The following is a 22,674-nucleotide window of genomic DNA, read 5'->3' on the forward strand; positions in this document are numbered from 1 at the left end:
CCGGAAATCGCGCGGCGCGCCTATCCGCCGGCTGCACGCGCGGCCGCCGGCGCCCGCCCCGTCGTCGCGACGATCGCGAACGCGATCGCATTCGCGGCGGCGCTCGCGAGGATCGGCACGAGATAACCGCCGCCCGCGTCGTAGATGAAACCGGCGGCGGCCGGCCCGATCAGCGTGCCGAATGCGACGCTCGTGTACAGGATACCGATGATCGCGCTCACGTTGCGCCCGCCGAAGTAGTCCATCACGACCGCCGGCAGCACGGCGACCCAGCCGCCGTAGAACACGCCGAACACGAGCGCGAACGCGGCAAGCGTCGCGACCGTGCCGGCGCCCGCCCACGCAACGAGCGCAACGGCCATGCCGGCGAACATTGCGAGCAGCGACGCGCGGCGGCCGAAGCGGTCGGCCAGGCCGCCGAGAAAGAAACGGCCGGCCGTGCTGCCGACGCCGATCGCGCCGAGCAGCAACACCGCCGTCGATGGCGCGACGCCATGATCGAGCGCGTACGGCACGAGGTGAACGAACGGGACGAACACGCCGAACGAGCACACGAGGCACGCGGCATAGAGGCTCGCGAACGGCCGCGACGTGACGGCTTCGCGCACCGTCGCGCCGGCGTGTGCGGTCGCGCTGGCCCGGGCCGCAACGGGCTGCCGGCCGCCCTCGTCGGCGGCATCGCCATCCGGCAACAGTCCGCGCCCGCGCGGATCGTTCTCGATCAGCAGCGAGATGCCTGCTCCCAGAACGACCGCGATCACGGCCAGCGTGAAATATGCGCCACGCCAGCCGACATGCGCGATCAACGCGGACGCGAGCGGCGGCATCACGAGCGTACCGACGCCGATCCCGGCGACCGCGAGCCCCGACGCGAAGCCGCGCCGGCGCACGAACCAGCGCTGCACCGCGCCGACGGCCGGCACGTATGCGCAACCGACGCCGAGACCGACCCCGAGCCCATACGCGACATAGACCTGCAGCAACGACTGCGCGGCGCCGGCGGCCGCCAGCCCGGCGCCCGTCAGCAGCATCCCGACGATGGCGAGCCGCCGCGAGCCGAAGCGATCGGCCAGCGGCCCGCTGATGATGCCGAAACCGAAATACAGGAACCCCGCGAGCGAAAACACGAGCGAGATCTGCCCGCGCGACGCCGAGAAATCCCGCTGCAGCGACTCGACGAACGCGCTGAACGAATACGCGCTGCCGAACCCGACGAACGTGACGGCGAACGCGGCCGCGACCACGTACCAGCCGTAGAAGAGACGCGATGCGCCCGGGCGGTTCATGACGATGCTCCTCTCAGGCTCCACCGGCCGCCGGACGGCGTCCGGATTGCCTCATGGATATAGATGAACTATGTTGATCGCATCGGCCGCCGAAAGACGGCCACGAAACATGCGATTCGATGCGACAACGGTACTCGTGAGCATGCATCGCCTCAAACGATATTTCGTCGGCCTTTCGCTTTAGAAAAACTGAATGAATCGTTCCCGCCTGCCGCCGCTCAACGCGCTGCGCGCCTTCGAAGCGGCCGCCCGCCACCTGTCGGTGAAATCGGCAGCCGAGGAGCTGTCGGTCACGCCCGGCGCGGTGAGCCAGATGATCCGCACGCTCGAGACGCATCTCGGCGTGCAACTGTTCGAGCGCGTCAATCGCGGCATCCTGCTGACGGCCGCCGGCCGCGACTACCTGCCGCCGGTGCGCAACGCGTTCCGGCAGATCGCCGATGCGTCGCAGCGCGTATCGGGCGCCGCCGACAGCGGCGTGCTGACCGTGAGCGTCACGCCGTTCTTCGCGTCCGCGTGGCTCGTCCCGCGCCTCGCGCAATTCCGGCACGCGTGCCCGGACGTCGACCTGCAGGTCGTCACCAGCCACGCGCTCGCAAATTTCTCGCGCGACGGCGTCGATGTCGCGATCCGTCACGGCCTCGGGCGCTATATCGGGCTGTGCAGCGAACGCCTGCTGACCGTGGAGATCGTCGCGCTCGCCTCGCCCGAACTCGTCGCGCGGCTCGGCATGCCGGCGACGCCGGCCGATCTCGTCGGCTGGCCGCAGTTGCACGACGCCGAACGCAAGGGCTGGCACATCTGGTTCGGCGCGCAGCGGATCGACGATTTCGGCCCGCCGCGCGGCGCCGCGTTCGACGATTCGGGATTGCTGCTGCAGGCGATCGTCGCCGGCCAGGGCGCCGGGTTGCTGCCGGCCGCGATGGTGCGCGGCGAACTGGCGAGTGGCCGGCTCGTGCAACTCGCCGACGTCGCGTGGCTCGACGATTTCGCGTACTACCTCGTCTATCCGCCGCATCACGCCGAACGGCCGAAGGTTGCCGCGTTCCGTCGCTGGATTCTCGATGCCGCCCGGGCCGACGGCGCGGCGTCGATGTCCGGCGCCGGCAACGATCCGGCACGGATCCGCTAACATGCGGCGCGGGCCACCGGCCCGACCGCCATAACAACAAACCGAGAGAGACCATGCCTGCCCTGCTCCGCCGCGCGACGCGCATCGCGACCCTGTCCGTCGCTTTTTTCGTCGCATGCGCCGCGCTGCCTCCTTCTGCGCATGCGTACCGCGCCACGCCCGGCTACGGTAACGAAGCCGATCTCGACCGTCACGACACGTATCGCAACCGCGACGGCGAAACCGTGCATGCGCCCGCGCATTCGAAATCGGGCCGCGCTCCGGAAGGCGCGAGCGCGCGCTGCCGCGACGGCACGTACAGCTTCAGCCGTCACCGGCGCGGCACGTGCTCGGGGCATGGCGGCGTCGCCGCGTGGCTGTAACGCGGCGCGTCCCGATGGCTGCGCTGCGCCAGCGGCAGTCGACGGCGAAGTACAATACGCGTTCGCACCGCCGACACGCGGCGACGCCGCCGCGCCCCGCGCGGCACGCTCCGTACCGAATCACCCGACGCCGCCACGCCCGCGCGCTGCGCGGCCGTCTCAACCACTTCTGACTTTCACACCGAAATGGCCCAATACGTTTTCACGATGAACCGGGTCGGCAAGATCGTGCCGCCCAAGCGCCAGATCCTGAAGGACATCTCGCTGTCGTTCTTTCCCGGCGCGAAGATCGGCGTGCTCGGCCTGAACGGCTCGGGCAAGTCGACGCTGATCCGCATCATGGCGGGTGTCGACAAGGACATCGAAGGCGAAGCCACGCCGATGCCGAATCTGAACATCGGCTACCTGCCGCAGGAACCGCAGCTCGACCCGACGAAGACCGTGCGCGAAGCCGTCGAGGAAGGCCTCGGCGACCTGTTCCAGGCCAACAAGAAGCTGGAAGAAATCTACGCGGCCTACGCGGAACCGGACGCCGACTTCGACGCACTCGCGGCCGAACAGGCGAAGTACGAGGCGATCCTCGCATCGAGCGACGGCGGCAGCCCCGAGCAACAGCTCGAAGTGGCGGCCGACGCGCTGCGCCTGCCTGCGTGGGACGCGAAGATCGAGCACCTGTCCGGCGGTGAAAAGCGCCGCGTCGCGCTGTGCAAGCTGCTGCTCGAAAAGCCGGACATGCTGCTGCTCGACGAACCGACCAACCACCTCGACGCCGAATCGGTCGACTGGCTCGAGCAGTTCCTCGTGCGCTTCCCGGGCACCGTCGTCGCAGTCACCCACGATCGCTACTTCCTCGACAACGCCGCCGAGTGGATTCTCGAACTCGACCGCGGCCACGGCATTCCGTGGAAGGGCAACTACAGCAGCTGGCTCGACCAGAAGGAAGAGCGCCTGAAGCAGGAAGAGGCATCGGAATCGGCACGCCAGAAGGCGATCAAGAAGGAACTGGAGTGGGTGCGCCAGAACCCGAAGGGCCGTCAGGCGAAGTCGAAGGCGCGTATCGCGCGCTTCGAGGAACTGAGCAGCCAGGAATACCAGAAGCGCAACGAGACGCAGGAAATCTTCATTCCGGTCGGCGATCGCCTCGGCAACGAAGTGATCGAGTTCAAGAACGTCAGCAAGGCGTTCGGCGATCGCCTGCTGATCGACAACCTGAACCTGAAGATCCCTGCTGGCGCGATCGTCGGCATCATCGGCCCGAACGGCGCCGGCAAGTCGACGCTGTTCCGGATGCTGACGGGCAAGGAACAGCCGGATTCGGGCGAAGTCGTGATGGGCCCGACGGTGAAGCTCGCGTACGTCGACCAGAGCCGCGATGCGCTCGACGGCACGAAGACGGTGTTCGAGGAAATCTCGGGCGGCGCCGACGTGCTGACGGTCGGCAAGTACGAAACGCCGTCGCGTGCGTACATCGGCCGCTTCAACTTCAAGGGCGGCGACCAGCAGAAGATCGTCGGCAACCTGTCCGGCGGTGAGCGCGGCCGTCTGCACCTCGCGAAGACGCTGATCTCGGGCGGCAACGTGCTGCTGCTCGACGAACCGTCGAACGACCTCGACGTCGAAACGCTGCGCGCACTGGAAGATGCGCTGCTCGAATTCGCGGGCTCGGTGATGGTGATCTCGCACGATCGCTGGTTCCTCGACCGGATCGCGACGCACATCCTCGCGTTCGAAGGCGATTCGCAGGTCACGTTCTTCGACGGCAACTACCAGGAATACGAAGCCGACAAGCGCGCGCGCCTCGGCGAGGAAGCCGCGAAGCCGAAGCGTCTGCGCTACAAGCCGATCAGCCGCTGACCGGCGCGGCCCGGGCACCCGATACGGCGGCAACGCTGCGCCGGATGCCGTAGGGGCTCGCTTCCGGAGCGGGACAAAGAAAAAGCGGGCCGATGGCCCGCTTTTTTATTCGCCCGAGCCTTCGCCCACCGCTTACGCGAGCGCGCCCAGTTCGCGCAACCGCGCCTCGGTCGTCGCCGCGCTCGTGTGATGAATGCCGTGCCAGCCGAGCGCCGTCGCGGCCGCGGCGTTCTTCGCGTTGTCGTCGATGAACACGAGTTCGTGCGGCGCGATGCCCGGCAGGTGCGGCTCGATCCGCGCATGCATCTCGCGGTAGATCGCAGGATCGGGTTTCACGAGCTTCACACGGCCCGACACGACGATGTCCTTGAAACGCCGCAGGATCGGGAAGTTGTCCCACGCATACGGAAACGTCTCCGCAGACCAGTTCGTCAGCCCGAACAGCGGCATCCCCTGCGCGTCGAGCCGGTCGACGAGCGCGGCACCTTCGTCGAGCACGCCGCCGATCATCTCGTGCCAGCGCGCATAGAACGCACGGATCAGCGCCTCGTGCTCCGGAAACTTCGCGACGAGTTCGGCCGTGCCTTCCTCGATCGTCTGCCCGCCGTCCTGGCGAACCACCCAGTCCATCGCGCACACATGCGTGAAGAACCAGCGGCGCTCCGCCTCGTCGGGAATCAGCTCCCTGTAAAGGTACTCGGGGCTCCAGTCGATCAGCACGCCGCCGAAATCGAACACCACGGCCTTGATCGTCATGCGAACTCCGTTGTCAGCACGTCGGCGAGCGGACGCGGCGTGACCGCGTTGCCCGACAGCGAATTGTTTGCCCAGATGAAGTGGTGATGCGCGACGATCTGCGCGGCCGACAGGTGCGCGCGCTCGTTCGTCGTGTGCAGGTCGGACACGACGGTCGTCCGGTAGCCGAGCAGCGCGGCACGGCGCGCGGCCGAATCGACGCAGAACTCGGTCGCGTAGCCGCAGATCAGCACCGAACGGATGCCATGGCGGTCGAGCTGCGCCGCGAGCGGCGTGTCGTGGAACGAATCGCTCATCTGCTTGCGCACGCGCCAGTCGTCGCTGCCGACGACCAGCCCCGCATGCAGCTCCCAGCCCGGCGTGCCGGGCACGACATCGTCGTCCGCATCGCCGTCGTGCTGCACGAAGCAGACGGGCGCGTTTGCCGCGCGCGCCGCCGCCGTCAACCGGTTGATGCCCGACACGACGTCGTCGAGCCGGTACGCGGGCTGCGCCCGCTCCACCAGCCCGCGCTGCATGTCGATCACGATCACTGCAGTGTCCGCCATTGCTTGCCCTCGGTTTTGTCGTTCGGCCGTTGTCCGGCCGTTATCGCATGTTGTTGCGTCAGATCGGCTGCGTGCGCGCGTCGAGCCATGCCTTCGCATCGCCGCTCAGGTGCCGGCCGACGCGCTCGCGCACCGTCGCGTGATACGTGTTCAGCCACGCGCGCTCTTCGTCGTGCAGCATCTCGATCAGCACGCAGCGCGTGTCGATCGGGCACAGCGTCAGCGTCTCGAACGCGAGGAAATCGCCGAATTCCGTCTTCCCGGCCGCGCGGTTCACGACCAGGTTCTCGATCCGGATGCCCCACTGGCCGGGGCGGTACACGCCCGGCTCGATCGACGTGATCATGCCTTCTTCCATCGCCGTGTGCGGCTCGGCCGGCGCGTAGTGCGAGATGACCTGCGGGCCTTCGTGCACGTTCAGGAAGTAGCCGACGCCATGCCCCGTGCCGTGCCCATAGTCGAGCCCGGCCGCCCACATCGGCGCGCGTGCGATCGCGTCGAGCATCGGCGAGCGGATGCCGCGCGGGAAACGTGCGCGCGACAGCGCCATCATCGATTTCAGCACGATAGTGAAATCGCGCCGCTGCAGGTCGCTGACGGTGCCGACCGGCACGACGCGTGTGATGTCGGTCGTGCCCGTCATGTACTGGCCGCCCGAATCGATCAGCAGCAGGCCGTCGCCGGCGATCGTCGCGTGCGACTCGGGCGTCGCGTGGTAGTGCGGCATCGCGCCGTTCGCGTTGAAGCCGGCGATCGTCGCGAAGCTGGCAGACACATAGCCGGGGCGCCGGGCGCGCGCAGCCGTGAGCTTCTCCTCGATCGTCAGCTCGGTGATCGTCTCGCGGTTCACGGCCTGCTCGAACCACGCGAAGAATTCCGCGAGCGCGGCGCCGTCGTGCTCCATCGTCACGCGCACGTGCTCGATCTCGGCGGAGGTCTTGCGCGACTTCGCGAACGTCGACGGATTCACCGCCTCGACGAGCGTTACGCCGGCCGGCACGGCCTCGAGCGTGCCGAACGTCACGCGGCGCGGGTCGACCAGTAGCGTCGCGCCAGCGGGCAGCGCCGCGAGCGACGCGCGCGCGGCGTCGTAGGCACGGACGTCGACGCCGTCCTGTGCGAGCGACGCGGCCAGCGCCGGCGACACCTTGCCGTCGGCGACGAACAGCGTCGCGCGATCGGCACCGATCATTGCGTGCGCAACGAACACGGGATTGAAGTTGACGTCGGCACCGCGCAGGTTGAACAACCAGGCGAGATCGTCGAGCGTCGACACGAAATGCCACTGCGCACCCTGCGCGTGCATCGCGCGGCGCACTTCGGCCAGCTTGCTCGCGCGCGTCGTGTCGGCCTGCGGCGCCGCGTGCTCGAACACCGCGTCGCCGGGCAGCCCCGGCCGCTCGGGCCAGATCGCGTCGAGCAGGTCGAGATCGGTGCGCAGCGCGATGCCGCGCGCGCTCAGCGCGGCCGTCAGCCCGCGCGCGGCCGCGACGCCGAGCACCGCACCGTCGACGCCGACCGTCATGCCGGCCGGCACGTTCTGCGCCAGCCAGTCGACGTGCGGCGCGCTCTGCTGCCCGCCCGTCATCTTCATCAGCTGCACGCCCGTGCCGGCCAGTTCGGCGTCGGCCTGCACCCAGTAGCGGCTGTCGACCCACAGCCCCGCGAAATCTGCGGTCACGACCAGCGTGCCGACCGAGCCCGTGAAGCCGGACAGCCAGCGGCGCGCCTGCCAGCGCTCGGGCAGGTACTCTGACAGATGGGGATCGGCGGACGGCACGAGATAGGCGGCCAGGTCCTCGCGGGCCATGGCGCCGCGCAACAGCGCAAGGCGGGCCGGCACCGGCGAGACTTCGGGAAGACGGGCATTCATGATTTCACCTGAGAGCATTCAGCGACGGGCCGACAGCGCGACCGTCGCGGCTACGGCGAGGAACGCGACGCCGGTGCAGACCGGCCATTCGAGCGTCTCGCCATCGTAAAACAGTCCCGAGAGATTGCCGGCCATGCGGGCGGCCGCCGCACCCACGATGCCGGCGAGCACCGCGATCCACCACGCCGGCCGACTCGTGCGCCGCATCGGATGCAGCCAGCGGCCCAACAGCCCCACGGCCGCTCCCAGGACAAGGATTCCAAACCAGTTCATTCGACGCCTTCTATAAATTCGGATTCGTCCAATAGGCGTGAACGTTACCAGCGGCTAGCATCGATTCATCCATCGAACCCGGGACCAGCCGGGTGCCGCGAACATTCGAGTGTAGGGGCCGACTCGACGTTATGGCAAGCGCGCACCGGCTGCCGTATTGAAGAAATTCTCATGCGAATCGCTCTGATCGATCCGGAAGCGCGTCATACCGCACTCCTGAACCGCCTGCTCTTCGCGGGCGGTCACGTGTGTCACGCGTTTTCGTCCAGCACCGCATTCTTCGCATGGCTCGCCGCCGACAACACCTGCGACATGCTGATCACCTGCCACTGGGCCGGCGACCAGCCGGCTCAGGAGGTCATTCCGCGCGCGCAGGCGGTCCTGCCCGGTTTGCCGGCCATCGCGATAATGCAGTCGCCGCGCGAAAGCGAAATCGTCTCTTGCCTGCACGCGGGCGCCGACGATTGCCTCGCGCGGCCCGTGAGCGGCCCCGAACTGCTTGCGCGCGTCAACGCGCTGAGCCGGCGCGCCGGCGTACGCCGGCCGCCCACTCGCTCGCGCGAAATGTATGGGGAATATGCATTCGACGCCACGCACGATCTCGTGCGCTTCGGCGACGCAATCGTTTCACTGACGCCCAAGGAATTCCGTTTCGCCCAACTGCTGTTCACCAACCTGTCGCGGCCCGTATCGCGCGCCCATATCCTCGAAACGGTGTGGGGGCGCCGCCGCGACATGAAGTCGCGCACGCTCGATACGCACGCGTCCCGGTTGCGCAGTAAATTGCGGCTGCTTCCGGAGCGCGGCTACCGGCTGCTGCCGCTCTACGGCTTCGGCTATCAGCTCGACCGTGTACCGATCGAGCCCCCAAATTCGCGACCCCGCCGCGCTGATGCCCGGTATGCGGCGAGTGAGGAAATCGCTGAAACGCTATAATATGGGGCTAAACGATAGCCCTCGATATGCAACTCCTCACGATCGGAATCAATCACCACACTGCGCCTGTCGCCCTGCGCGAACGCGTGGCGTTTCCGCTCGAGCAAATCAAGCCGGCTCTCGTCACGTTCAAGAACGTGTTTCTCGGCCCCCAGGCGCCCAATACGCCCGAAGCGGCGATTCTTTCCACCTGCAACCGCACCGAGCTGTACTGCGTGACCGACGATCGCGCGGCACGCGAAGGCGCGGTCCGCTGGCTGTCGGAATATCACCGGATTCCGGTCGACGAGCTTGCCCCGCACGTGTACGCGCTGCCGCAGTCTGAAGCGGTCCGGCACGCATTCCGCGTCGCGTCCGGCCTCGATTCGATGGTGCTGGGCGAAACCCAGATTCTGGGCCAGATGAAGGACGCCGTTCGCACCGCGACGGAAGCCGGCGCGCTCGGCACCTACCTGAACCAGCTGTTCCAGCGTACGTTCGCGGTCGCGAAGGAAGTGCGCGGCACGACCGAAATCGGCACGCAGTCGGTGTCGATGGCCGCCGCCGCGGTGCGCCTCGCGCAGCGGATCTTCGAAAAAGTATCGGATCAGCGCGTGCTGTTCATCGGCGCCGGCGAAATGATCGAGCTGTGCGCGACGCACTTCGCCGCGCAAGGCCCGCGCGAACTCGTCGTCGCGAACCGCACGGCCGAACGTGGCCAGCGGCTCGCCGAACGCTTCAACGGCCGCGCGATGCCGCTGGCCGACCTGCCGGCCCGCATGCACGAATTCGACATCATCGTGTCGTGCACGGCGTCGACGTTGCCGATCATCGGCCTCGGCGCAGTGGAGCGCGCGGTGAAGGCACGCCGCCACCGCCCGATCTTCATGGTCGACCTCGCGGTGCCGCGCGACATCGAGCCCGAAGTCGGCAAGCTGAAGGACGTGTTCCTCTACACCGTCGACGATCTCGGTGCGATCGTGCGCGAAGGCAACGCATCGCGCCAGGCCGCGGTCGCGCAGGCCGAAGCGATCATCGAGACGCGCGTGCAGAATTTCATGCAATGGCTCGACACGCGCAGCGTCGTGCCGGTGATTCGTCACATGCATACGCAGGCCGACGCACTGCGCCGCGCCGAAGTCGACAAGGCGCAGAAGCTGCTCGCACGCGGCGACGATCCGGGCGCCGTACTCGAAGCGTTGTCGCAAGCGCTGACCAACAAGCTGATCCACGGCCCGACGAGCGCGCTCAACCGCGTGAACGGCGCCGATCGCGATTCGCTGATCGACCTGATGCGCGGCTTCTACCAGCACGCGCCGCGCTCGAACGACCAGTCCGGCCACTAGCGCCGGCCGGTCGCCCTGCCGCCGGCCGCGAGCCGGCCTATCCTTTCCGAATACCCCTTGCCCGGGAGCGCCGCTCCACACCATGAAGACGAGCATGCAACGCAAGCTCGACCAGCTGTCCACACGGCTGGCCGAACTGAACGATCTGCTGAGCCGCGAAAACGTCACGGCCGACCTCGACCAGTACCGCAAACTGACGCGTGAACATGCGGAACTCGGCCCGGTCGTCGAGCAATACGCACTGTGGCGCCAGTCGCGCAATGACGAGGCGGCCGCGCAGGAGTTGCTCGCCGATCCGTCGATGCGCGACTTCGCGGAAGACGAAATCCGCGACGCGCGCGACGGCATGGCGCGCCTCGAGACCGAGCTGCAGAAGATGCTGCTGCCGAAGGATCCGAACGACGACCGCAACATCTTCGTCGAAATCCGTGCGGGCGCGGGCGGCGACGAATCGGCGCTGTTCGCGGGCGACCTGCTGCGCATGTACCTGCGCTTCGCGGAACGCCAGCGCTGGCAGGTCGAAATGATGTCGGAGAGCGCGTCGGATCTCGGCGGCTACAAGGAAGTGATCGTGCGGATCGCGGGCCAGGGCGCGTATTCGCGCCTGAAGTTCGAATCGGGCGGCCATCGCGTGCAGCGCGTGCCGGCGACCGAGACGCAGGGGCGCATCCATACGTCCGCGTGCACGGTCGCGGTGATGCCGGAAGCCGACGAGATCGGCGAAGTCGAGATCAATCCGGCCGACCTGCGGATCGACACGTTCCGCGCATCCGGCGCGGGCGGCCAGCACATCAACAAGACCGATTCGGCGGTGCGCGTGACGCACATCCCGACCGGGATCGTCGTCGAATGCCAGGACGACCGTTCGCAGCACAAGAACAAGGATCGCGCGCTGAAGGTGCTCGCCGCGCGCATCAAGGACAAGCAGTATCACGAGCAGCACGCAAAGGAAGCCGCGACGCGCAAGAGCCTGATCGGCTCCGGCGATCGTTCCGAACGGATTCGCACGTACAACTTCCCGCAAGGCCGGATGACCGACCACCGGATCAACCTGACGCTGTACCGGCTCGAGGCGATCATGGACGGCGATCTTGACGAGCTGATCGGCGTGCTCGTTACCGAGCACCAGGCCGAGCTGCTTGCATCGCTCGGCGAAGCCGACTGAGGCCGCGATGCCCGACACCACCGCCGACGAACTGCTGCGCGCGTCGCCGCTCGACGCGGTCGATGCGCGCGTACTGCTTGCGCACGCGCTCGGCTGGACCCGCACGCAGCTGATCACGCGCGGCGACGCGCCGCTCGATGCGGCCGCGGTCGAGCGCTACCGCGCGCTCGAAGCGCGCCGCGTCGCCGGCGAGCCGGTCGCGCAACTGGTCGGGATGCGCGAGTTCTTCGGCCGCCCGTTCGACGTGACGCCGGACGTGCTGATCCCGCGCCCCGAAACCGAACTGCTCGTCGAAGCCGCGCTCGATGCGATCGACGGACTGCCGCATCCGGCCGTGCTCGATCTCGGCACCGGCAGCGGCGCGATCGCCGTGTCGATCGCCGCCGAGCGTCCCGATGCGCGCGTGTGGGCGCTCGACCGTTCGCCGGCCGCGCTCGCGGTCGCGCAACGCAACGCGGACAAGCTGCTCGACGCACGCCGCCCCGGCGGCCCGCCGCAGTGGCTGCAGAGCGACTGGTACGCGGCGCTCGATCCGGCGCTCGTATTCGATACGATCGTCAGCAACCCGCCGTACATCGCGCAGCACGATCCGCATCTCGCGCAGGGCGACCTGCGTTTCGAGCCGCGCGGCGCACTCACCGACGATGCCGACGGCCTCAGCGCGATCCGCACGATCGTCGCGGGCGCCGGCCCCCGTCTGAAACCGGGCGGCACGCTCTGGATCGAGCACGGCTACGATCAGGCCGAAGCCGTCCGCACGATCCTCGCCTCGCACGGCTTCGTCGCGGTCGAATCGCTCGCCGATCTCGCCGCGATCGAACGCACGACCGGCGGCCGGCGGCCGGGCTGATGCCCGGCCCGTCCGGTTGAAATCCGCTATCATTTCGATCTAACGCCCCGCAAACGCAAGGTCAGTCATGGACACCCAACAACGTATCAAGCAAATCGTCGACGAAAATCAGGTCGTGCTCTTCATGAAGGGCAACGCGCAATTCCCGATGTGCGGCTTCTCCGGCCGCGCCGTGCAGGTGCTGAAAGCCTGCGGCGTCGACCAGTTCAAGACGGTCAACGTGCTTGAAGACGACGAAATCCGCCAGGGCATCAAGTCGTTCTCGAACTGGCCGACCATCCCGCAGCTCTATGTGAAGGGCGAATTCATCGGCGGCTCGGACATCATGATGGAGATGTACCAGTCGGGCGAACTGCAGCAACTGTTCGCCGCCGCTTAACACGCGGCATCCGCTCCCCTTTCGATGGCATCTCCCAGCGCGCCGCCACGCCGGCTGATCGTTGCGATCACCGGCGCCACCGGCGCGATCTACGGCGTCCGGCTGCTCGACCTGCTGCGCGCCGCGGGCGGCGTCGAAACGCACCTGCTGGTTTCGAACGCCGGCTGGCTCAACATCCAGCATGAACTGAGGCTGCCGAAGGCCGATCTCGAAAGCCGTGCGGACGTCGTGCACTCGGTGCGCGACGTCGGCGCGACGATCGCGTCGGGTTCGTTCGCGACCGACGGGATGGTGATCGCGCCATGCTCGATGAAGACGCTCGCGAGCGTCGCGCACGGGCTGTCCGACAACCTGATCACGCGCGCGGCCGACGTCACGCTCAAGGAACGCCGTCGTCTCGTGCTGATGGTGCGCGAAACGCCGTTCAACCTCGCGCATCTGCGCAACATGACCTCCGTCACCGAGATGGGCGGCATCGTCTTTCCGCCGCTGCCCGCGTTCTACGCGATGCCGAAGACGATCGAGGAACTCGTCGACCAGACCGTCACGCGTGTGCTCGACCTGTTCGCGCTCAGCGCGCCGCAGACAACACCGTGGGCCGGCATCCGGCACGCGCAGTAAGCGCCACCACAGCGCCCTTCTTCACGCATCTTCTTCGATTTTCACGAGAATTCATTCGATCGCACGCGTATTGATGATTAACCGCGTCGCCACGCATTGCGTTGCGCCAATTATCAACAAACAAGCGTCAATCAAATTCCGAAACGCGAATTTATCAATTCACGGTGCGCGCCTATAGTCACAGGCAAACCCTTTTCGCAGGCCACCACCATGAACCGCTTGCCTTCGCTGTACCTGTCCCACGGCGCTCCGACGCTGCCGATCGACCCGACGCTGCCGTCCGGTGCGTTCACGCACCTCGGCGCCCAATTGCCGCGCCCGCGCGCGGTGCTGATGCTGTCCGCGCACTGGGGCACGCAACGGCCGGTCGCGAGCGTCGCCGCGCACCCGGAAACGATCCACGATTTCTACGGTTTCCCGCAGGCGCTGTACGACATCCGCTATCCGGCACCGGGCGCGCCCGACGTCGCCGAGCGCGCGGTCACGCTGCTGAACGCGGCCGGCATCGCGACCGCGACGACCGAGCACGGCCTCGACCACGGCGCGTGGGTGCCGATGCTGCTGATGTTCCCGGAGGCCGACGTGCCCGTCGCGCAGTTGTCGATCCAGCCGCGCGCGGATGCGGCGCACCACTTCGCGCTCGGCCGCGCGCTGCGGCCGCTGCGCGACGAAGGCGTGATGGTGATCGGCTCGGGCCAGATCACGCACAACCTGCGCGCAGCCGATTTCGGCGCGGCGCCCGAAGATGCGGACCCGCGCGTCGCGGAATTCACCGACTGGTTCGAGACGAAGCTCGCCGCGCGCGATGTCGACGCGCTGCTCGACTACCGCCGGCAGGCGCCGCACGCAGCGCTGATGCATCCGACCGACGAGCACCTGCTGCCGGTCTTCGCGGCGCTCGGCGCGGCGGACGACGATTATCAGCTCGGCATCCAGTCGCTCGGCACCTACCAGCGCGTGCTCGCGATGACGAACTACGTGTTCGCAAGCGCCGGCGCCTGAGCCGCGCAACAATCGTCGACGCAAACAAAAAGCCCGCCCGAGCAGCGCTCGGGCGGGCTTTTTTCGCTGCGTCCTGCCGCCGCCGAATCCGGCGACAGGTCAGGCGTCAGGCACCGATCCCTTCGAGGATCTCGTCGTGCGACTCGCGCTCGTCGAGATATCGGGTCCGGTAGCCGGTATTCACGCCCCAGAAGTAGAACACCAGCGCGATCGCGGCGACGACCAGCATGTCCCAACCGTACGGCAGGTAGCCGTGACCGCCGAATTCCTTGCTGCCGATCAGCGACAGCACAGCCATCGTCGGCAGGTACGCGACCAGCCACCATGCAGCCTTCAGGTCGGCGCCCCAGCCGCTCCAGCCCGACTTCGCCTGGAAGAAGAAGTACACCGGCAGCGCGACGATCATCAGCAGGATGATTTCGCCCGTCAGCGGCCACTTCGCCCAGTACAGGATCAGCGACGCGCACACGAACGCGAACGGTGCGATCAGCTTCATCAGCGGAATCGACAGCGGACGCTCGATGTCGGTCGCCGCGCGACGCAGCGCCATCAGGCTGATCGGGCCGGTCAGGTACGAGATCACCGTTGCGACCGAGATCACCGCTGCGAGCGAGCTCCAGCCGCGGAAGAAGAACAGGAAGATGAACGACACGAGCAGGTTGAACCACATCGCCTGGCGCGGCACACCGTAGATCGGGTGCACGTTGCCGAACATCTTCGGCATCGTGTTGTTGCGCTCCATCGCGTAGATCATCCGCGTGGTCGTCGCCATGTAGGTCGTGCCGGTGCCGCTCGGGCTGATGAACGCGTCGACGTACAGCAGGATCGCGAGCCAGTTCAGGTTCAGTGCGATCGCGAGTTCCGCGAACGGCGACGAGAAGTTGAAGTGCGCCCAGCCCTTCGCGACGTCAGCCGGATTCACCGAGCCGATGTACGCCATCTGCAGCAGCACGTAGATCACGAGCGCGATCAGGATCGACGTGATCACCGCGAACGGCACGCTGCGCGACGGATTGCGCGCTTCGCCCGCCAGGTTCACGGGACTCTGGAAGCCGTTGAACGCGAACACGATGCCGCTCGTCGCGACCGCGGTCAGCACGGCCGACCAGCCGTACGGCGCGAAGCTCGCATTCGATGCGGTGCCGAGGTTCTCCGAATGGAAGCTCGTCAGCATCAGGCCGAGGATCGTGGCGCCCGGGATCAGGAACTTGAAGATCGTGATCGCGGTGTTCGCACGCGCAAAGGCCTTCACGCCCCAGTAGTTCAGCAGGAAGTAGATGACGACCAGCACGGCCGACAACAGCAAGCCTGGTGTGGTCAACTCGCCGTTCACGAACAGCGCATTCGCCCACGGATACGGCCACGTGCTCATGTACTGGATCGACGCTTCAGCTTCGATCGGAATCACGGAAACGATCGCGATCCAGTTGGCCCACGCGCTGATGAAACCGACCAGCGACCCGTGCGAGTAGCGCGCATAGCGCACCATGCCACCCGACTCGGGGAACATCGCGCCCAGTTCGGCGTACGTCAGTGCAATCGCGAGAATCACGACCGCGCCGATGATCCATGCGCAGATCGCCGCCGGACCGGCGATCTTCGCGGCTTTCCAGGCGCCGAACAGCCAGCCCGAGCCGATAATCGAACCCAGCCCCGTCAGCATCAATGCAAACGGGCCGATGTTCCGTTGAATAGAACTCTTCACATCCTCTCCTGTGTCTCAAAAAGCATGGTCGGCCTGCGGTCCGGGATCGGCTCGGACAGCACCGCGCACGCATTCTTGGGGGGACGCGCCACCCGATCAGGGCAACCCGTCCGCGCGGCGCGTAGTTTAACGGTTGCACCTCAAACGTGCCGCCAAAATCGTTCGGCCCCTACAAAAAATTCGCATCGCTTGCAAGCTTTGTAAACCTGATCTACGCAATAACCCTGAGTGCATGGGAATACGGTTGACCATGAGAGCGATTAGCCGTATAAAGGACTTCGCAGGATTTCAAGTGGCGAGTGAATTGGTTCTTTCGTAGTTCGCCCATCAACGGTACTCCGGTTGGTCCTATTACCCCTTCCTTGATTTTCCGCACCCCATGGGCTTCGGCCCCGTTTTATCTTTTTAGGAACAAGTAACATGGCAACCGGTACCGTCAAGTGGTTCAATGACGCAAAGGGCTTCGGCTTCATCACCCCGGAAGGCGGCGGCGACGATCTGTTCGCGCACTTCTCGGAAATCCGCGTCGAAGGCTTCAAGACGCTGCAAGAAAACCAGAAGGTTGAATTCGAAGTGAAGACGGGCCCGAAGGGTCTGCAAGCTGCGAACATCCGTCCGGTCTAAGCTTGGCGCGATAATTCGTGTAAAAAAGCCCCGCTTCGGCGGGGCTTTTTGTTTTTCGGCGCCGGTTGTCCGGCATGACGGCCTTTCAGCCGCTCGCATTCAACCGAATAATCGCTGCGCGTGAATGCCGAGACCCGTCGCGACACTCGCGAGGCGGTCGCCGAACACCGGCTGCGCGTCCGGGAACGCACCCGCAAGCGCACCCGACAGGAACGCGAGCCCGGTCGAACCACCGGTGAAATACAGTGCGCCGACATCGCGCGGCGCGATGCCCGCGAGCCGCACCGTCTCGCGCGCGGCGTCGACGATGCGTGAGGTGTCGTCGCGGCTCGCATCGACGAGGCGATCGGCGTCGAACGCGATCAGCAGGTCTTCTTCCACGTCGTTCAGGTTGATCATCGTCTCCCCGCCCGCCGCAACGCCGATCTTCGCTTCTTCCGCGCGCGCCATCAGCCCGTGCCCGAGCCGCTGCTCGACCACGCTCGTGAGCCGGTCGTACTGCCGCACGTCCTGGTACAGGTGCTTCATCAGCTTCAGCTCGCCGATCCGCTTCGGCGTGTAGACCGTGTTGATCAGGTGCCAGGTCGCGAGATCGAAGTAGATCTTGTTCGGCAGCTCGCGCCCTTCCGGGTCGAGCGAACGGTAGCCGAATGCGGGCAGGATCGACGCCAGCTCGACGCGCCGATCGTAGTCGGTACCCGCGACGTGCACGCCGTGGTGCGCGAGCACGTCGTCCTTGCGCTCGAGCCGCGCCATCCGTTCGGGCCCGACGCGCACCAGCGAAAAGTCGGACGTACCGCCGCCGATGTCGGCGACAAGCACGAGGCGCTCGGCCTGCTGGCGCGATTCGTAGTCGAATGCGGCGGCGATCGGTTCGTACTGAAAATGCACGTCCGCGAAGCCGACCGATTGCGCGGCCGCCTCGAGCTGATCCTGCGCGAGGCGGTCGGCGCGCGGATCGTCGTCGACGAAGAACACCGGCCGGCCGAGGACCGCGCGGCCGATCGGCGCGCCCGCGCGCGCTTCGGCCTTGCGCTTAAGGTGCGTCAGGAAGCGCGCGATGATTTCGGTGTACGCGATTGCGCTGCCGTCACCGAGATCGGTCGTCGTTTCCGCGAGCGGCGAGCCGAGGATGCTCTTCATCGAGCGCATCAGCCGGCCGTCGAAACCGTCGATATAGGAAGCCAGCGCCGCACGGCCGTATTCGACCGTTTCTTCGTCGTTGTTGAAGAAAATCGCGGTGGGCAGCGTCAGGTGGTCGCCCTCGACGGGCGCGAGGCGCATGCCATCGCCGTCGGGCAGCGCTACGGCGGAATTGGACGTGCCGAAATCGATCGCGCAGTAAGTCATGGGAAATTGCCGCAGCAGGGCCGGCGCGAAAACGGAAAGGACGGGCTTTTTAACATGAAGCCCGCGGGATCACAACCGGGGCCGGCCACCGGTACCGCTCAGCGGGCACCGATGGCAACGGCGCGGTGCGCCGCGCCGGGGGCACGCGCGAACGGGATGCACGATGCAGCCCGCCCGCTCGCGCGGTCAGGCTGCCGCGTCGAAACTCTTCTTCCACGCGCCTGCATAAACGACTTCGCCGATCGCATGGCGCGTACGCGGCGCCTTTTCGCGATCGCGCAGCACGGGATCGAGCTTGTCGACGTTGCCGTAGTGGCCGAGCGAGATGATCGACAGGATCGCAACGTCGGCCGGAATCGCGAACGCGTCGCGAAACGCCTTCGCGTCGAAACCGCTCATCTGGTGTGCGGCGAGGCCAAGCGCGTGCGCCTGCAGCACCAGCGACATCGCGGCGGCGCCCGCGTCGTACGACGCGGTCGGCGCCGGTTCGCCCTTCGACGTCAGCGTGTGCGCGGTCACCGCGATCAGCACGGGCGCCGGCGCATTCCAGCCCTGGTTGAACGGCACCAGCGTCGCGAACGCGCGCTTGAACGCATCTTCGTCCTGCGCGCGATCGAATACGACGAAACGCCACGGCTGCGCGTTGTACGCGGACGGGGCCCAGCGCGCGGCTTCGAGCACTGCGTGCAGATCGCCGGCGCTGACGGGCTCGTCCGAATAGGCGCGCGGGCTCCAGCGGCCGGCAATCAGATCGTGAATCGAAACAGTGGTGGGAGCAGGTTTGACGGACATGCGGTTCCTCGCTGAAATCGATGAAAGGGCGCGAACGCCCGGCAAACCGCAAGCATACCCGCTTGAGCGGCTGCGCGCCCGATCCTCCCGCGCTATGCAAATCTCCGTGCCTGCATTGGCCGGCCGCGGGCTGCACGGCCAGCCGCCTTCATCGCGATCAGGCCGCCTGAGCCGCTGCGCGCGACGGGCCGCGGTTGATCCGCAGCACGATCAACGCACCGACGATACACAGCCCGCCCGAGATCATCGACGCGATCGTGTAGGTGCCGAGGCTCGCGCGCAGCAGCCCGGCGCCGAGCGCCGCGAACGCCGCGCCGAGCTGGTGGCCGGCGACGATCCAGCCGAACACGACCGGCGCCGCGGCCTTGCCGAACACGTCGGTTGCGAGCCGCACGGTCGGCGGCACGGTCGCGATCCAGTCGAGCCCGTAGAACATCGCGAACAGCGGCAGCCCGAAGAAATCGATCCCGAACGCATGCGGCAGGTAGATCAGCGACAGCCCGCGCAGCCCGTAGTACCAGAACAGCAGCACGCGATTGTCGTAGCGGTCGGACAACCAGCCGGACAGCGTCGTGCCGAACAGGTCGAACACGCCCATCGCCGCGAGCAGCGACGCGCCCTGTACTTCGGTCATCCCGTAGTCGCTGCACATCGCGATCAGGTGCGTGCCGACATAGCCGTTGGTGCTCGCGCCGCAGATGAAGAAACTGAAGAACAGCAGCCAGAAATCGCGCGAACGGCTCGCCATCAGCAGCGTGCGGAACGCGACCGCGAGCGGGTTCTCCTTCGACACGTCGGGCGCGGCCGGCGCATCGGCCGGTTCGCCGTACGGGCGCAGCTGCAGGTCGGCCGGCCGCTCGGGCAGCAGGAAAGCGACGAGCGGAATCACGATCGCGGCCGCCACCGCGACGACCAGCACGACCGGCCGCCAGCCGTGGTGTTGCGCGATCGCCGCAAGCATCGGCAGGAATACGAGCTGGCCGGTGGCCGTGCTCGCGGTCAGGATCCCCATCACGAGGCCGCGCCGCGCATGGAACCAGCGCGTGACGAAGGTCGCGGACAGCGTCAGTGCGACGACGCCCGTCGAGCAGCCGACCATCAGGCCCCAGATCACGACCATCTGCCAGCTCTGCGTCATCATCGACGACAGCGCGACGCCCACGCTCATCGTCACGAGCGCCGTGAGGATCGTCGGGCGCAGCCCGAAGCGCTGCATCGCGGCGGCCGCGAACGGGCCCGTCAGGCCGTACAGCGCGATGTTCACGGAGATCGCCAGCGAAATCGCCGCCCGGCTCCAGCCGAGTTCGCGCTCGAGCGGCACCATCAGCACGCTCGGCGTCGCGCGCGTGCCGGCTGCCGCCAACAGGATCAGGAATACCACCGCCGCCGCGAGCCATCCGTAGTGAAACCGCCCGCCGATTCTTGTCACTGCCCAGTTCATCTTCGCGTTCTCCAGTTGGCGGTTCCGGCGCCATCGCACCCGCTCCGCCCCGACCAGGCCACCTCCGCCGCACATTTCCACATCGGCTGACCCGGGCCGACGCTTGGCATTTGTCTGTTGATCCGGCCGCGATTGTTACCGACCAGTCACAAGTGTGTTGCGATCGTAGTTACCAGTCGGTAACATGTCAAGCAATTCACTATGCAGCCGAGGGTCATCATGTCGGGCATCGAGATCGCCAAGCCGCCGGCGCGCCGCACGCGCCGGCCGATCGACGGCGCCACCGCGCAGGAGCACCTGCTGCGCGCCGCCGAGGAGCTGTTTTACAAGGAAGGGGTTCGCACGGTCGGCGTCGAGGCGGTCGTGGAGCGTGCAGGCGTCAACAAGATGAGCCTGTACCGCCAGTTCTCGTCGAAGGACGAACTGATCCTCGCGTATCTGGAGCGGATGGATGCGTGCTTCTTCGAGCGCCTCGACACGAGCGCCGCGAAGCACCCGGGCCAGCCGAGGGCGCAGTTGATCCAGTATTTCGTCGATCTCGCCGAGCGCGCGACGCAGAAGGACTATCGCGGCTGCCCGTTCGTCAATGTCGCCGCGGAATTCCCCGATGCGTCGCACCCGGCGCGCGAGCGCGTCGCGCAGAACAAGGAGCAGCTGATGAAGCGGCTCGTCGCGCTGTGCGAAGGCGTCGGCGCGCGGCAACCGAAGGCGCTGGCCGACGCGCTTGCACTGGTGGTCGAAGGCATCTACGCGGCAAGCCAGACGTACCGGCACGGCGAGACGCCAATCGGCACCGCGCCCGCGCTCGTCACGCAGTTGATCGAAGCCGCCTGCGCTTGACGGGGCGCATACGCCCGAGCGCGGCGGGCCCGCTACAATGCGGCCCTCGCCGTTCTTCCGCCCGACTGGTTTCACGATGACCGACACCCGCACCGAATCGCACGACGACATCCTCGCCGCCACCCGGCACTGGCTCGCGCGCGCGGTCATCGGGCTCAATCTGTGCCCGTTCGCGAAAAGCGTCTATGTGAAGGAACAGGTGCGCTACGCGATCAGCGACGCGACCACGCTGGAAGACGCGCTCGCCGAACTCGAAACAGAGCTGCGCGCGCTCGATGCGGCGGATCCGCAGCAGGTCGACACGACGCTCGTGATCTTCCCGCATGCGTTCGCCGATTTCGTCGATTACAACGATGCGCTGTTCTTTGCCGAGCGGCTCGTGCAGCAACTGCGGCTCGACGGCGTGCTGCAGATCGCGAGCTTCCATCCGCAATACCGGTTCGAAGGCACCGAGCCCGACGATATCGAGAACTACACGAACCGCGCGCCGTACCCGATCCTGCACCTGTTGCGCGAGGACAGCATCGCGCGCGCGGTCGACGCGTTTCCGGATGCGTCCGCGATCTACGAAAAGAATCAGGAAACGCTGCGCCGCCTCGGCCACGACGGCTGGCGCGAATGGATGCGCCGGCCGGGCGACGACGTCTGACGCGCCGCGCGGGCTGCGCGTCAGCCTTCGGCCGGCTCGACGGCCTCGCCGCCTGCCGCCGCGGCTTCCGCCACGAAGAAGCGCTCGTTCAGTTCGGCAAGGCCGAACATCCCGAGGATCTCGTTCAACCGCTCGCCGGGCCGCCGGCGCGGCAGGTTCTTGTACTGAGCGATGATCAGCTCGTTCTTCATCGAATGCTCCCAGCCGACCAGCTCGGTCACGCTGACCTGGTAGCCGTGCGCCTCGAGTTGCAGGCAGCGCAGCACGTTGGTGATCTGGCTGCCGAATTCGCGCGTATGCAGCGGATGCCGCCACACCTCGGTCAGCGCGTTCGCGAGCGACTTGCCCTTGTTCTTGCGCAGCACGCCCGCGACTTCCGCCTGGCAGCACGGCACGAGCACGATATGCTGCGCGCGCTTCGCGAGCGCGAAGCGGATCGCGTCGTCGGTCGCCGTGTCGCACGCATGCAGCGCGGTAACGACATCGACGGTTTCGGGCAGCCGCGGCGACGTGATCGAATCGGCGACCGACAGGTTCAGGAACGACATGCCGCCGAACCCGAGCCGCTCGGCCAGCTCGGTCGAGCGCGTGACGAGCTCCTCGCGCGTCTCGATCCCGTACACGTGCGACGCGAATTCCGGCGTGCCGTGCCCCGGCTGCTGCTTGAAGAACAGGTCGTACAAGATGAAGCCGAGATACGACTTGCCGGCACCGTGATCGACGAGCGTCACGTTGCTTTTGTCGGCTTGCACGCCGGCGAGCAGCGGCTCGATGAACTGGAACAGGTGATAGACCTGCTTCAGCTTGCGGCGGCTGTCCTGGTTCAGCTTCCCGTCGCGGGTGAGGATGTGCAGTTCCTTCAGCAGCTCGACGGACTGTTCCGGGCGGATTTCGTGGGTTTTGTTCGACAT

23 protein-coding genes are annotated in these 22,674 nt (G+C 66.8%); 13 read left to right on the plus strand and 10 right to left on the minus strand.

Features of this window, described 5'->3' with window-relative positions; genetic code table 11:
* Positions 1–20: 20 nt before the first annotated feature.
* The gene (locus U5809_RS21015; RefSeq protein WP_322087995.1) at positions 21–1,286 is read right to left on the minus strand and encodes an MFS transporter; all 1,266 of its coding nucleotides are present in this window, start codon (positions 1,284–1,286) and stop codon (positions 21–23) included.
* A gap of 193 nt (positions 1,287–1,479) precedes the next feature.
* Between U5809_RS21015 and gcvA the strand changes: the two genes are divergently transcribed.
* The 3 genes from gcvA to ettA all read left to right on the plus strand — a co-directional run bounded on the left by gcvA (position 1,480) and on the right by ettA (position 4,634).
* A complete protein-coding gene (gene gcvA, locus U5809_RS21020) occupies positions 1,480–2,418 on the plus strand; it encodes a transcriptional regulator GcvA (RefSeq protein WP_282506566.1) in 939 nt (312 codons plus the stop codon).
* A gap of 53 nt (positions 2,419–2,471) precedes the next feature.
* Entirely contained in the window at positions 2,472–2,780 is a 309-nt protein-coding gene (locus U5809_RS21025) for a DUF3761 domain-containing protein (protein WP_322087996.1), read from the plus strand.
* A 186-nt stretch (positions 2,781–2,966) separates the two neighbouring features.
* Complete coding sequence (gene ettA, locus U5809_RS21030; RefSeq protein ID WP_098549884.1) at positions 2,967–4,634, plus strand: energy-dependent translational throttle protein EttA; 1,668 nt, start codon at positions 2,967–2,969, stop codon at positions 4,632–4,634.
* A gap of 132 nt (positions 4,635–4,766) precedes the next feature.
* Here the strand turns inward: ettA and U5809_RS21035 are convergent, their stop codons facing one another.
* The 4 genes from U5809_RS21035 to U5809_RS21050 are packed head-to-tail and all read right to left on the minus strand — an operon-like array spanning position 4,767 to position 8,084.
* Complete coding sequence (locus U5809_RS21035; RefSeq protein ID WP_322087997.1) at positions 4,767–5,390, minus strand: HAD-IA family hydrolase; 624 nt, start codon at positions 5,388–5,390, stop codon at positions 4,767–4,769.
* The gene (locus tag U5809_RS21040; protein WP_322087998.1) at positions 5,387–5,938 is read right to left on the minus strand and encodes a cysteine hydrolase family protein; all 552 of its coding nucleotides are present in this window, start codon (positions 5,936–5,938) and stop codon (positions 5,387–5,389) included. The genes U5809_RS21035 and U5809_RS21040 overlap by 4 nt, the downstream gene beginning before the upstream one ends.
* A gap of 58 nt (positions 5,939–5,996) precedes the next feature.
* Positions 5,997–7,811 (minus strand): aminopeptidase P family protein, encoded by a 1,815-nt coding sequence (locus U5809_RS21045; RefSeq protein ID WP_322087999.1) that lies wholly within the window; start codon positions 7,809–7,811, stop codon positions 5,997–5,999.
* Positions 7,812–7,829: 18 nt separating this feature from the next.
* Positions 7,830–8,084: a hypothetical protein gene (locus tag U5809_RS21050; RefSeq protein WP_282506559.1), complete on the minus strand. Its 255-nt coding sequence runs from the start codon at positions 8,082–8,084 to the stop codon at positions 7,830–7,832.
* Between the two features lie 171 nt (positions 8,085–8,255).
* On the opposite strand from U5809_RS21050, the gene U5809_RS21055 reads away from it, so the two are divergent.
* The 7 genes from U5809_RS21055 (at position 8,256) to U5809_RS21085 (ending at position 14,362) form a co-directional block, all read left to right on the plus strand.
* Positions 8,256–9,020 (plus strand): response regulator transcription factor, encoded by a 765-nt coding sequence (locus U5809_RS21055; protein ID WP_322088000.1) that lies wholly within the window; start codon positions 8,256–8,258, stop codon positions 9,018–9,020.
* A 26-nt stretch (positions 9,021–9,046) separates the two neighbouring features.
* Entirely contained in the window at positions 9,047–10,345 is a 1,299-nt protein-coding gene (gene hemA, locus U5809_RS21060) for a glutamyl-tRNA reductase (protein WP_322088001.1), read from the plus strand.
* 82 nt (positions 10,346–10,427) lie between these two features.
* Positions 10,428–11,510 carry a peptide chain release factor 1 gene (gene prfA / locus U5809_RS21065; protein ID WP_282506555.1) on the plus strand — a complete coding sequence of 361 codons (1,083 nt, stop codon included), beginning with the start codon at positions 10,428–10,430 and terminating at the stop codon, positions 11,508–11,510.
* Positions 11,511–11,517: 7 nt separating this feature from the next.
* The gene (prmC, locus tag U5809_RS21070; protein ID WP_322088002.1) at positions 11,518–12,360 is read left to right on the plus strand and encodes a peptide chain release factor N(5)-glutamine methyltransferase; all 843 of its coding nucleotides are present in this window, start codon (positions 11,518–11,520) and stop codon (positions 12,358–12,360) included.
* Positions 12,361–12,427: 67 nt separating this feature from the next.
* On the plus strand, positions 12,428–12,739 hold the full coding sequence (gene grxD, locus U5809_RS21075; RefSeq protein ID WP_121859134.1) for a Grx4 family monothiol glutaredoxin: 312 nt from the start codon (positions 12,428–12,430) through the stop codon (positions 12,737–12,739).
* Between the two features lie 24 nt (positions 12,740–12,763).
* Positions 12,764–13,360 (plus strand): UbiX family flavin prenyltransferase, encoded by a 597-nt coding sequence (locus U5809_RS21080; protein ID WP_322088003.1) that lies wholly within the window; start codon positions 12,764–12,766, stop codon positions 13,358–13,360.
* 210 nt (positions 13,361–13,570) lie between these two features.
* Positions 13,571–14,362, plus strand: a complete 792-nt coding sequence (locus U5809_RS21085; protein WP_322088004.1) for a class III extradiol ring-cleavage dioxygenase — start codon at positions 13,571–13,573, stop codon at positions 14,360–14,362.
* Between the two features lie 106 nt (positions 14,363–14,468).
* On the opposite strand, the gene U5809_RS21090 is transcribed toward U5809_RS21085, so the two are convergent.
* Positions 14,469–16,067 (minus strand): APC family permease, encoded by a 1,599-nt coding sequence (locus tag U5809_RS21090; RefSeq protein WP_322088005.1) that lies wholly within the window; start codon positions 16,065–16,067, stop codon positions 14,469–14,471.
* Between the two features lie 420 nt (positions 16,068–16,487).
* Here U5809_RS21090 and U5809_RS21095 point away from each other — a divergent pair, with 420 nt between their 5' ends.
* Positions 16,488–16,691, plus strand: coding sequence for a cold-shock protein (locus tag U5809_RS21095; RefSeq protein ID WP_006477070.1), 204 nt, complete (start codon positions 16,488–16,490; stop codon positions 16,689–16,691).
* A gap of 99 nt (positions 16,692–16,790) precedes the next feature.
* On the opposite strand, the gene U5809_RS21100 is transcribed toward U5809_RS21095, so the two are convergent.
* The 3 genes from U5809_RS21100 to U5809_RS21110 all read right to left on the minus strand — a co-directional run bounded on the left by U5809_RS21100 (position 16,791) and on the right by U5809_RS21110 (position 20,274).
* Positions 16,791–18,041, minus strand: a complete 1,251-nt coding sequence (locus tag U5809_RS21100; RefSeq protein ID WP_322088006.1) for an Hsp70 family protein — start codon at positions 18,039–18,041, stop codon at positions 16,791–16,793.
* Positions 18,042–18,227: 186 nt separating this feature from the next.
* On the minus strand, positions 18,228–18,833 hold the full coding sequence (locus U5809_RS21105) for a nitroreductase family protein (protein WP_322088007.1): 606 nt from the start codon (positions 18,831–18,833) through the stop codon (positions 18,228–18,230).
* A 157-nt stretch (positions 18,834–18,990) separates the two neighbouring features.
* Entirely contained in the window at positions 18,991–20,274 is a 1,284-nt protein-coding gene (locus U5809_RS21110; RefSeq protein WP_322088008.1) for an MFS transporter, read from the minus strand.
* A 219-nt stretch (positions 20,275–20,493) separates the two neighbouring features.
* On the opposite strand from U5809_RS21110, the gene U5809_RS21115 reads away from it, so the two are divergent.
* Both U5809_RS21115 and U5809_RS21120 read left to right on the plus strand, forming a co-directional pair.
* Complete coding sequence (locus U5809_RS21115) at positions 20,494–21,114, plus strand: TetR/AcrR family transcriptional regulator (protein WP_322088085.1); 621 nt, start codon at positions 20,494–20,496, stop codon at positions 21,112–21,114.
* A 76-nt stretch (positions 21,115–21,190) separates the two neighbouring features.
* Complete coding sequence (locus tag U5809_RS21120; protein ID WP_322088009.1) at positions 21,191–21,763, plus strand: DUF1415 domain-containing protein; 573 nt, start codon at positions 21,191–21,193, stop codon at positions 21,761–21,763.
* 20 nt (positions 21,764–21,783) lie between these two features.
* Here U5809_RS21120 and U5809_RS21125 read toward each other — a convergent pair whose 3' ends face one another.
* Positions 21,784–22,674 carry an SAM-dependent methyltransferase gene (locus U5809_RS21125; protein ID WP_322088010.1) on the minus strand — a complete coding sequence of 297 codons (891 nt, stop codon included), beginning with the start codon at positions 22,672–22,674 and terminating at the stop codon, positions 21,784–21,786.

The sequence above is a fragment of the Burkholderia sp. BCC1999 genome, from assembly GCF_905339975.1.
Taxonomy (GTDB): domain Bacteria; phylum Pseudomonadota; class Gammaproteobacteria; order Burkholderiales; family Burkholderiaceae; genus Burkholderia.

What these genes read in the sequence shown, in the direction of transcription:
- U5809_RS21015 (WP_322087995.1), bottom strand. Translation starts at nt 1,286, where the DNA reads ATGAACCGCCCGGGCGCATCGCGTCTCTTCTACGGCTGGTACGTGGTC.
- gcvA (WP_282506566.1), top strand. Translation starts at nt 1,480, where the DNA reads ATGAATCGTTCCCGCCTGCCGCCGCTCAACGCGCTGCGCGCCTTCGAA.
- U5809_RS21025 (WP_322087996.1), top strand. Translation starts at nt 2,472, where the DNA reads ATGCCTGCCCTGCTCCGCCGCGCGACGCGCATCGCGACCCTGTCCGTC.
- ettA (WP_098549884.1), top strand. Translation starts at nt 2,967, where the DNA reads ATGGCCCAATACGTTTTCACGATGAACCGGGTCGGCAAGATCGTGCCG.
- U5809_RS21035 (WP_322087997.1), bottom strand. Translation starts at nt 5,390, where the DNA reads ATGACGATCAAGGCCGTGGTGTTCGATTTCGGCGGCGTGCTGATCGAC.
- U5809_RS21040 (WP_322087998.1), bottom strand. Translation starts at nt 5,938, where the DNA reads ATGGCGGACACTGCAGTGATCGTGATCGACATGCAGCGCGGGCTGGTG.
- U5809_RS21045 (WP_322087999.1), bottom strand. Translation starts at nt 7,811, where the DNA reads ATGAATGCCCGTCTTCCCGAAGTCTCGCCGGTGCCGGCCCGCCTTGCG.
- U5809_RS21050 (WP_282506559.1), bottom strand. Translation starts at nt 8,084, where the DNA reads ATGAACTGGTTTGGAATCCTTGTCCTGGGAGCGGCCGTGGGGCTGTTG.
- U5809_RS21055 (WP_322088000.1), top strand. Translation starts at nt 8,256, where the DNA reads ATGCGAATCGCTCTGATCGATCCGGAAGCGCGTCATACCGCACTCCTG.
- hemA (WP_322088001.1), top strand. Translation starts at nt 9,047, where the DNA reads ATGCAACTCCTCACGATCGGAATCAATCACCACACTGCGCCTGTCGCC.
- prfA (WP_282506555.1), top strand. Translation starts at nt 10,428, where the DNA reads ATGAAGACGAGCATGCAACGCAAGCTCGACCAGCTGTCCACACGGCTG.
- prmC (WP_322088002.1), top strand. Translation starts at nt 11,518, where the DNA reads ATGCCCGACACCACCGCCGACGAACTGCTGCGCGCGTCGCCGCTCGAC.
- grxD (WP_121859134.1), top strand. Translation starts at nt 12,428, where the DNA reads ATGGACACCCAACAACGTATCAAGCAAATCGTCGACGAAAATCAGGTC.
- U5809_RS21080 (WP_322088003.1), top strand. Translation starts at nt 12,764, where the DNA reads ATGGCATCTCCCAGCGCGCCGCCACGCCGGCTGATCGTTGCGATCACC.
- U5809_RS21085 (WP_322088004.1), top strand. Translation starts at nt 13,571, where the DNA reads ATGAACCGCTTGCCTTCGCTGTACCTGTCCCACGGCGCTCCGACGCTG.
- U5809_RS21095 (WP_006477070.1), top strand. Translation starts at nt 16,488, where the DNA reads ATGGCAACCGGTACCGTCAAGTGGTTCAATGACGCAAAGGGCTTCGGC.
- U5809_RS21100 (WP_322088006.1), bottom strand. Translation starts at nt 18,041, where the DNA reads ATGACTTACTGCGCGATCGATTTCGGCACGTCCAATTCCGCCGTAGCG.
- U5809_RS21105 (WP_322088007.1), bottom strand. Translation starts at nt 18,833, where the DNA reads ATGTCCGTCAAACCTGCTCCCACCACTGTTTCGATTCACGATCTGATT.
- U5809_RS21110 (WP_322088008.1), bottom strand. Translation starts at nt 20,274, where the DNA reads ATGAACTGGGCAGTGACAAGAATCGGCGGGCGGTTTCACTACGGATGG.
- U5809_RS21115 (WP_322088085.1), top strand. Translation starts at nt 20,494, where the DNA reads ATGTCGGGCATCGAGATCGCCAAGCCGCCGGCGCGCCGCACGCGCCGG.
- U5809_RS21120 (WP_322088009.1), top strand. Translation starts at nt 21,191, where the DNA reads ATGACCGACACCCGCACCGAATCGCACGACGACATCCTCGCCGCCACC.
- U5809_RS21125 (WP_322088010.1), bottom strand. Translation starts at nt 22,674, where the DNA reads ATGTCGAACAAAACCCACGAAATCCGCCCGGAACAGTCCGTCGAGCTG.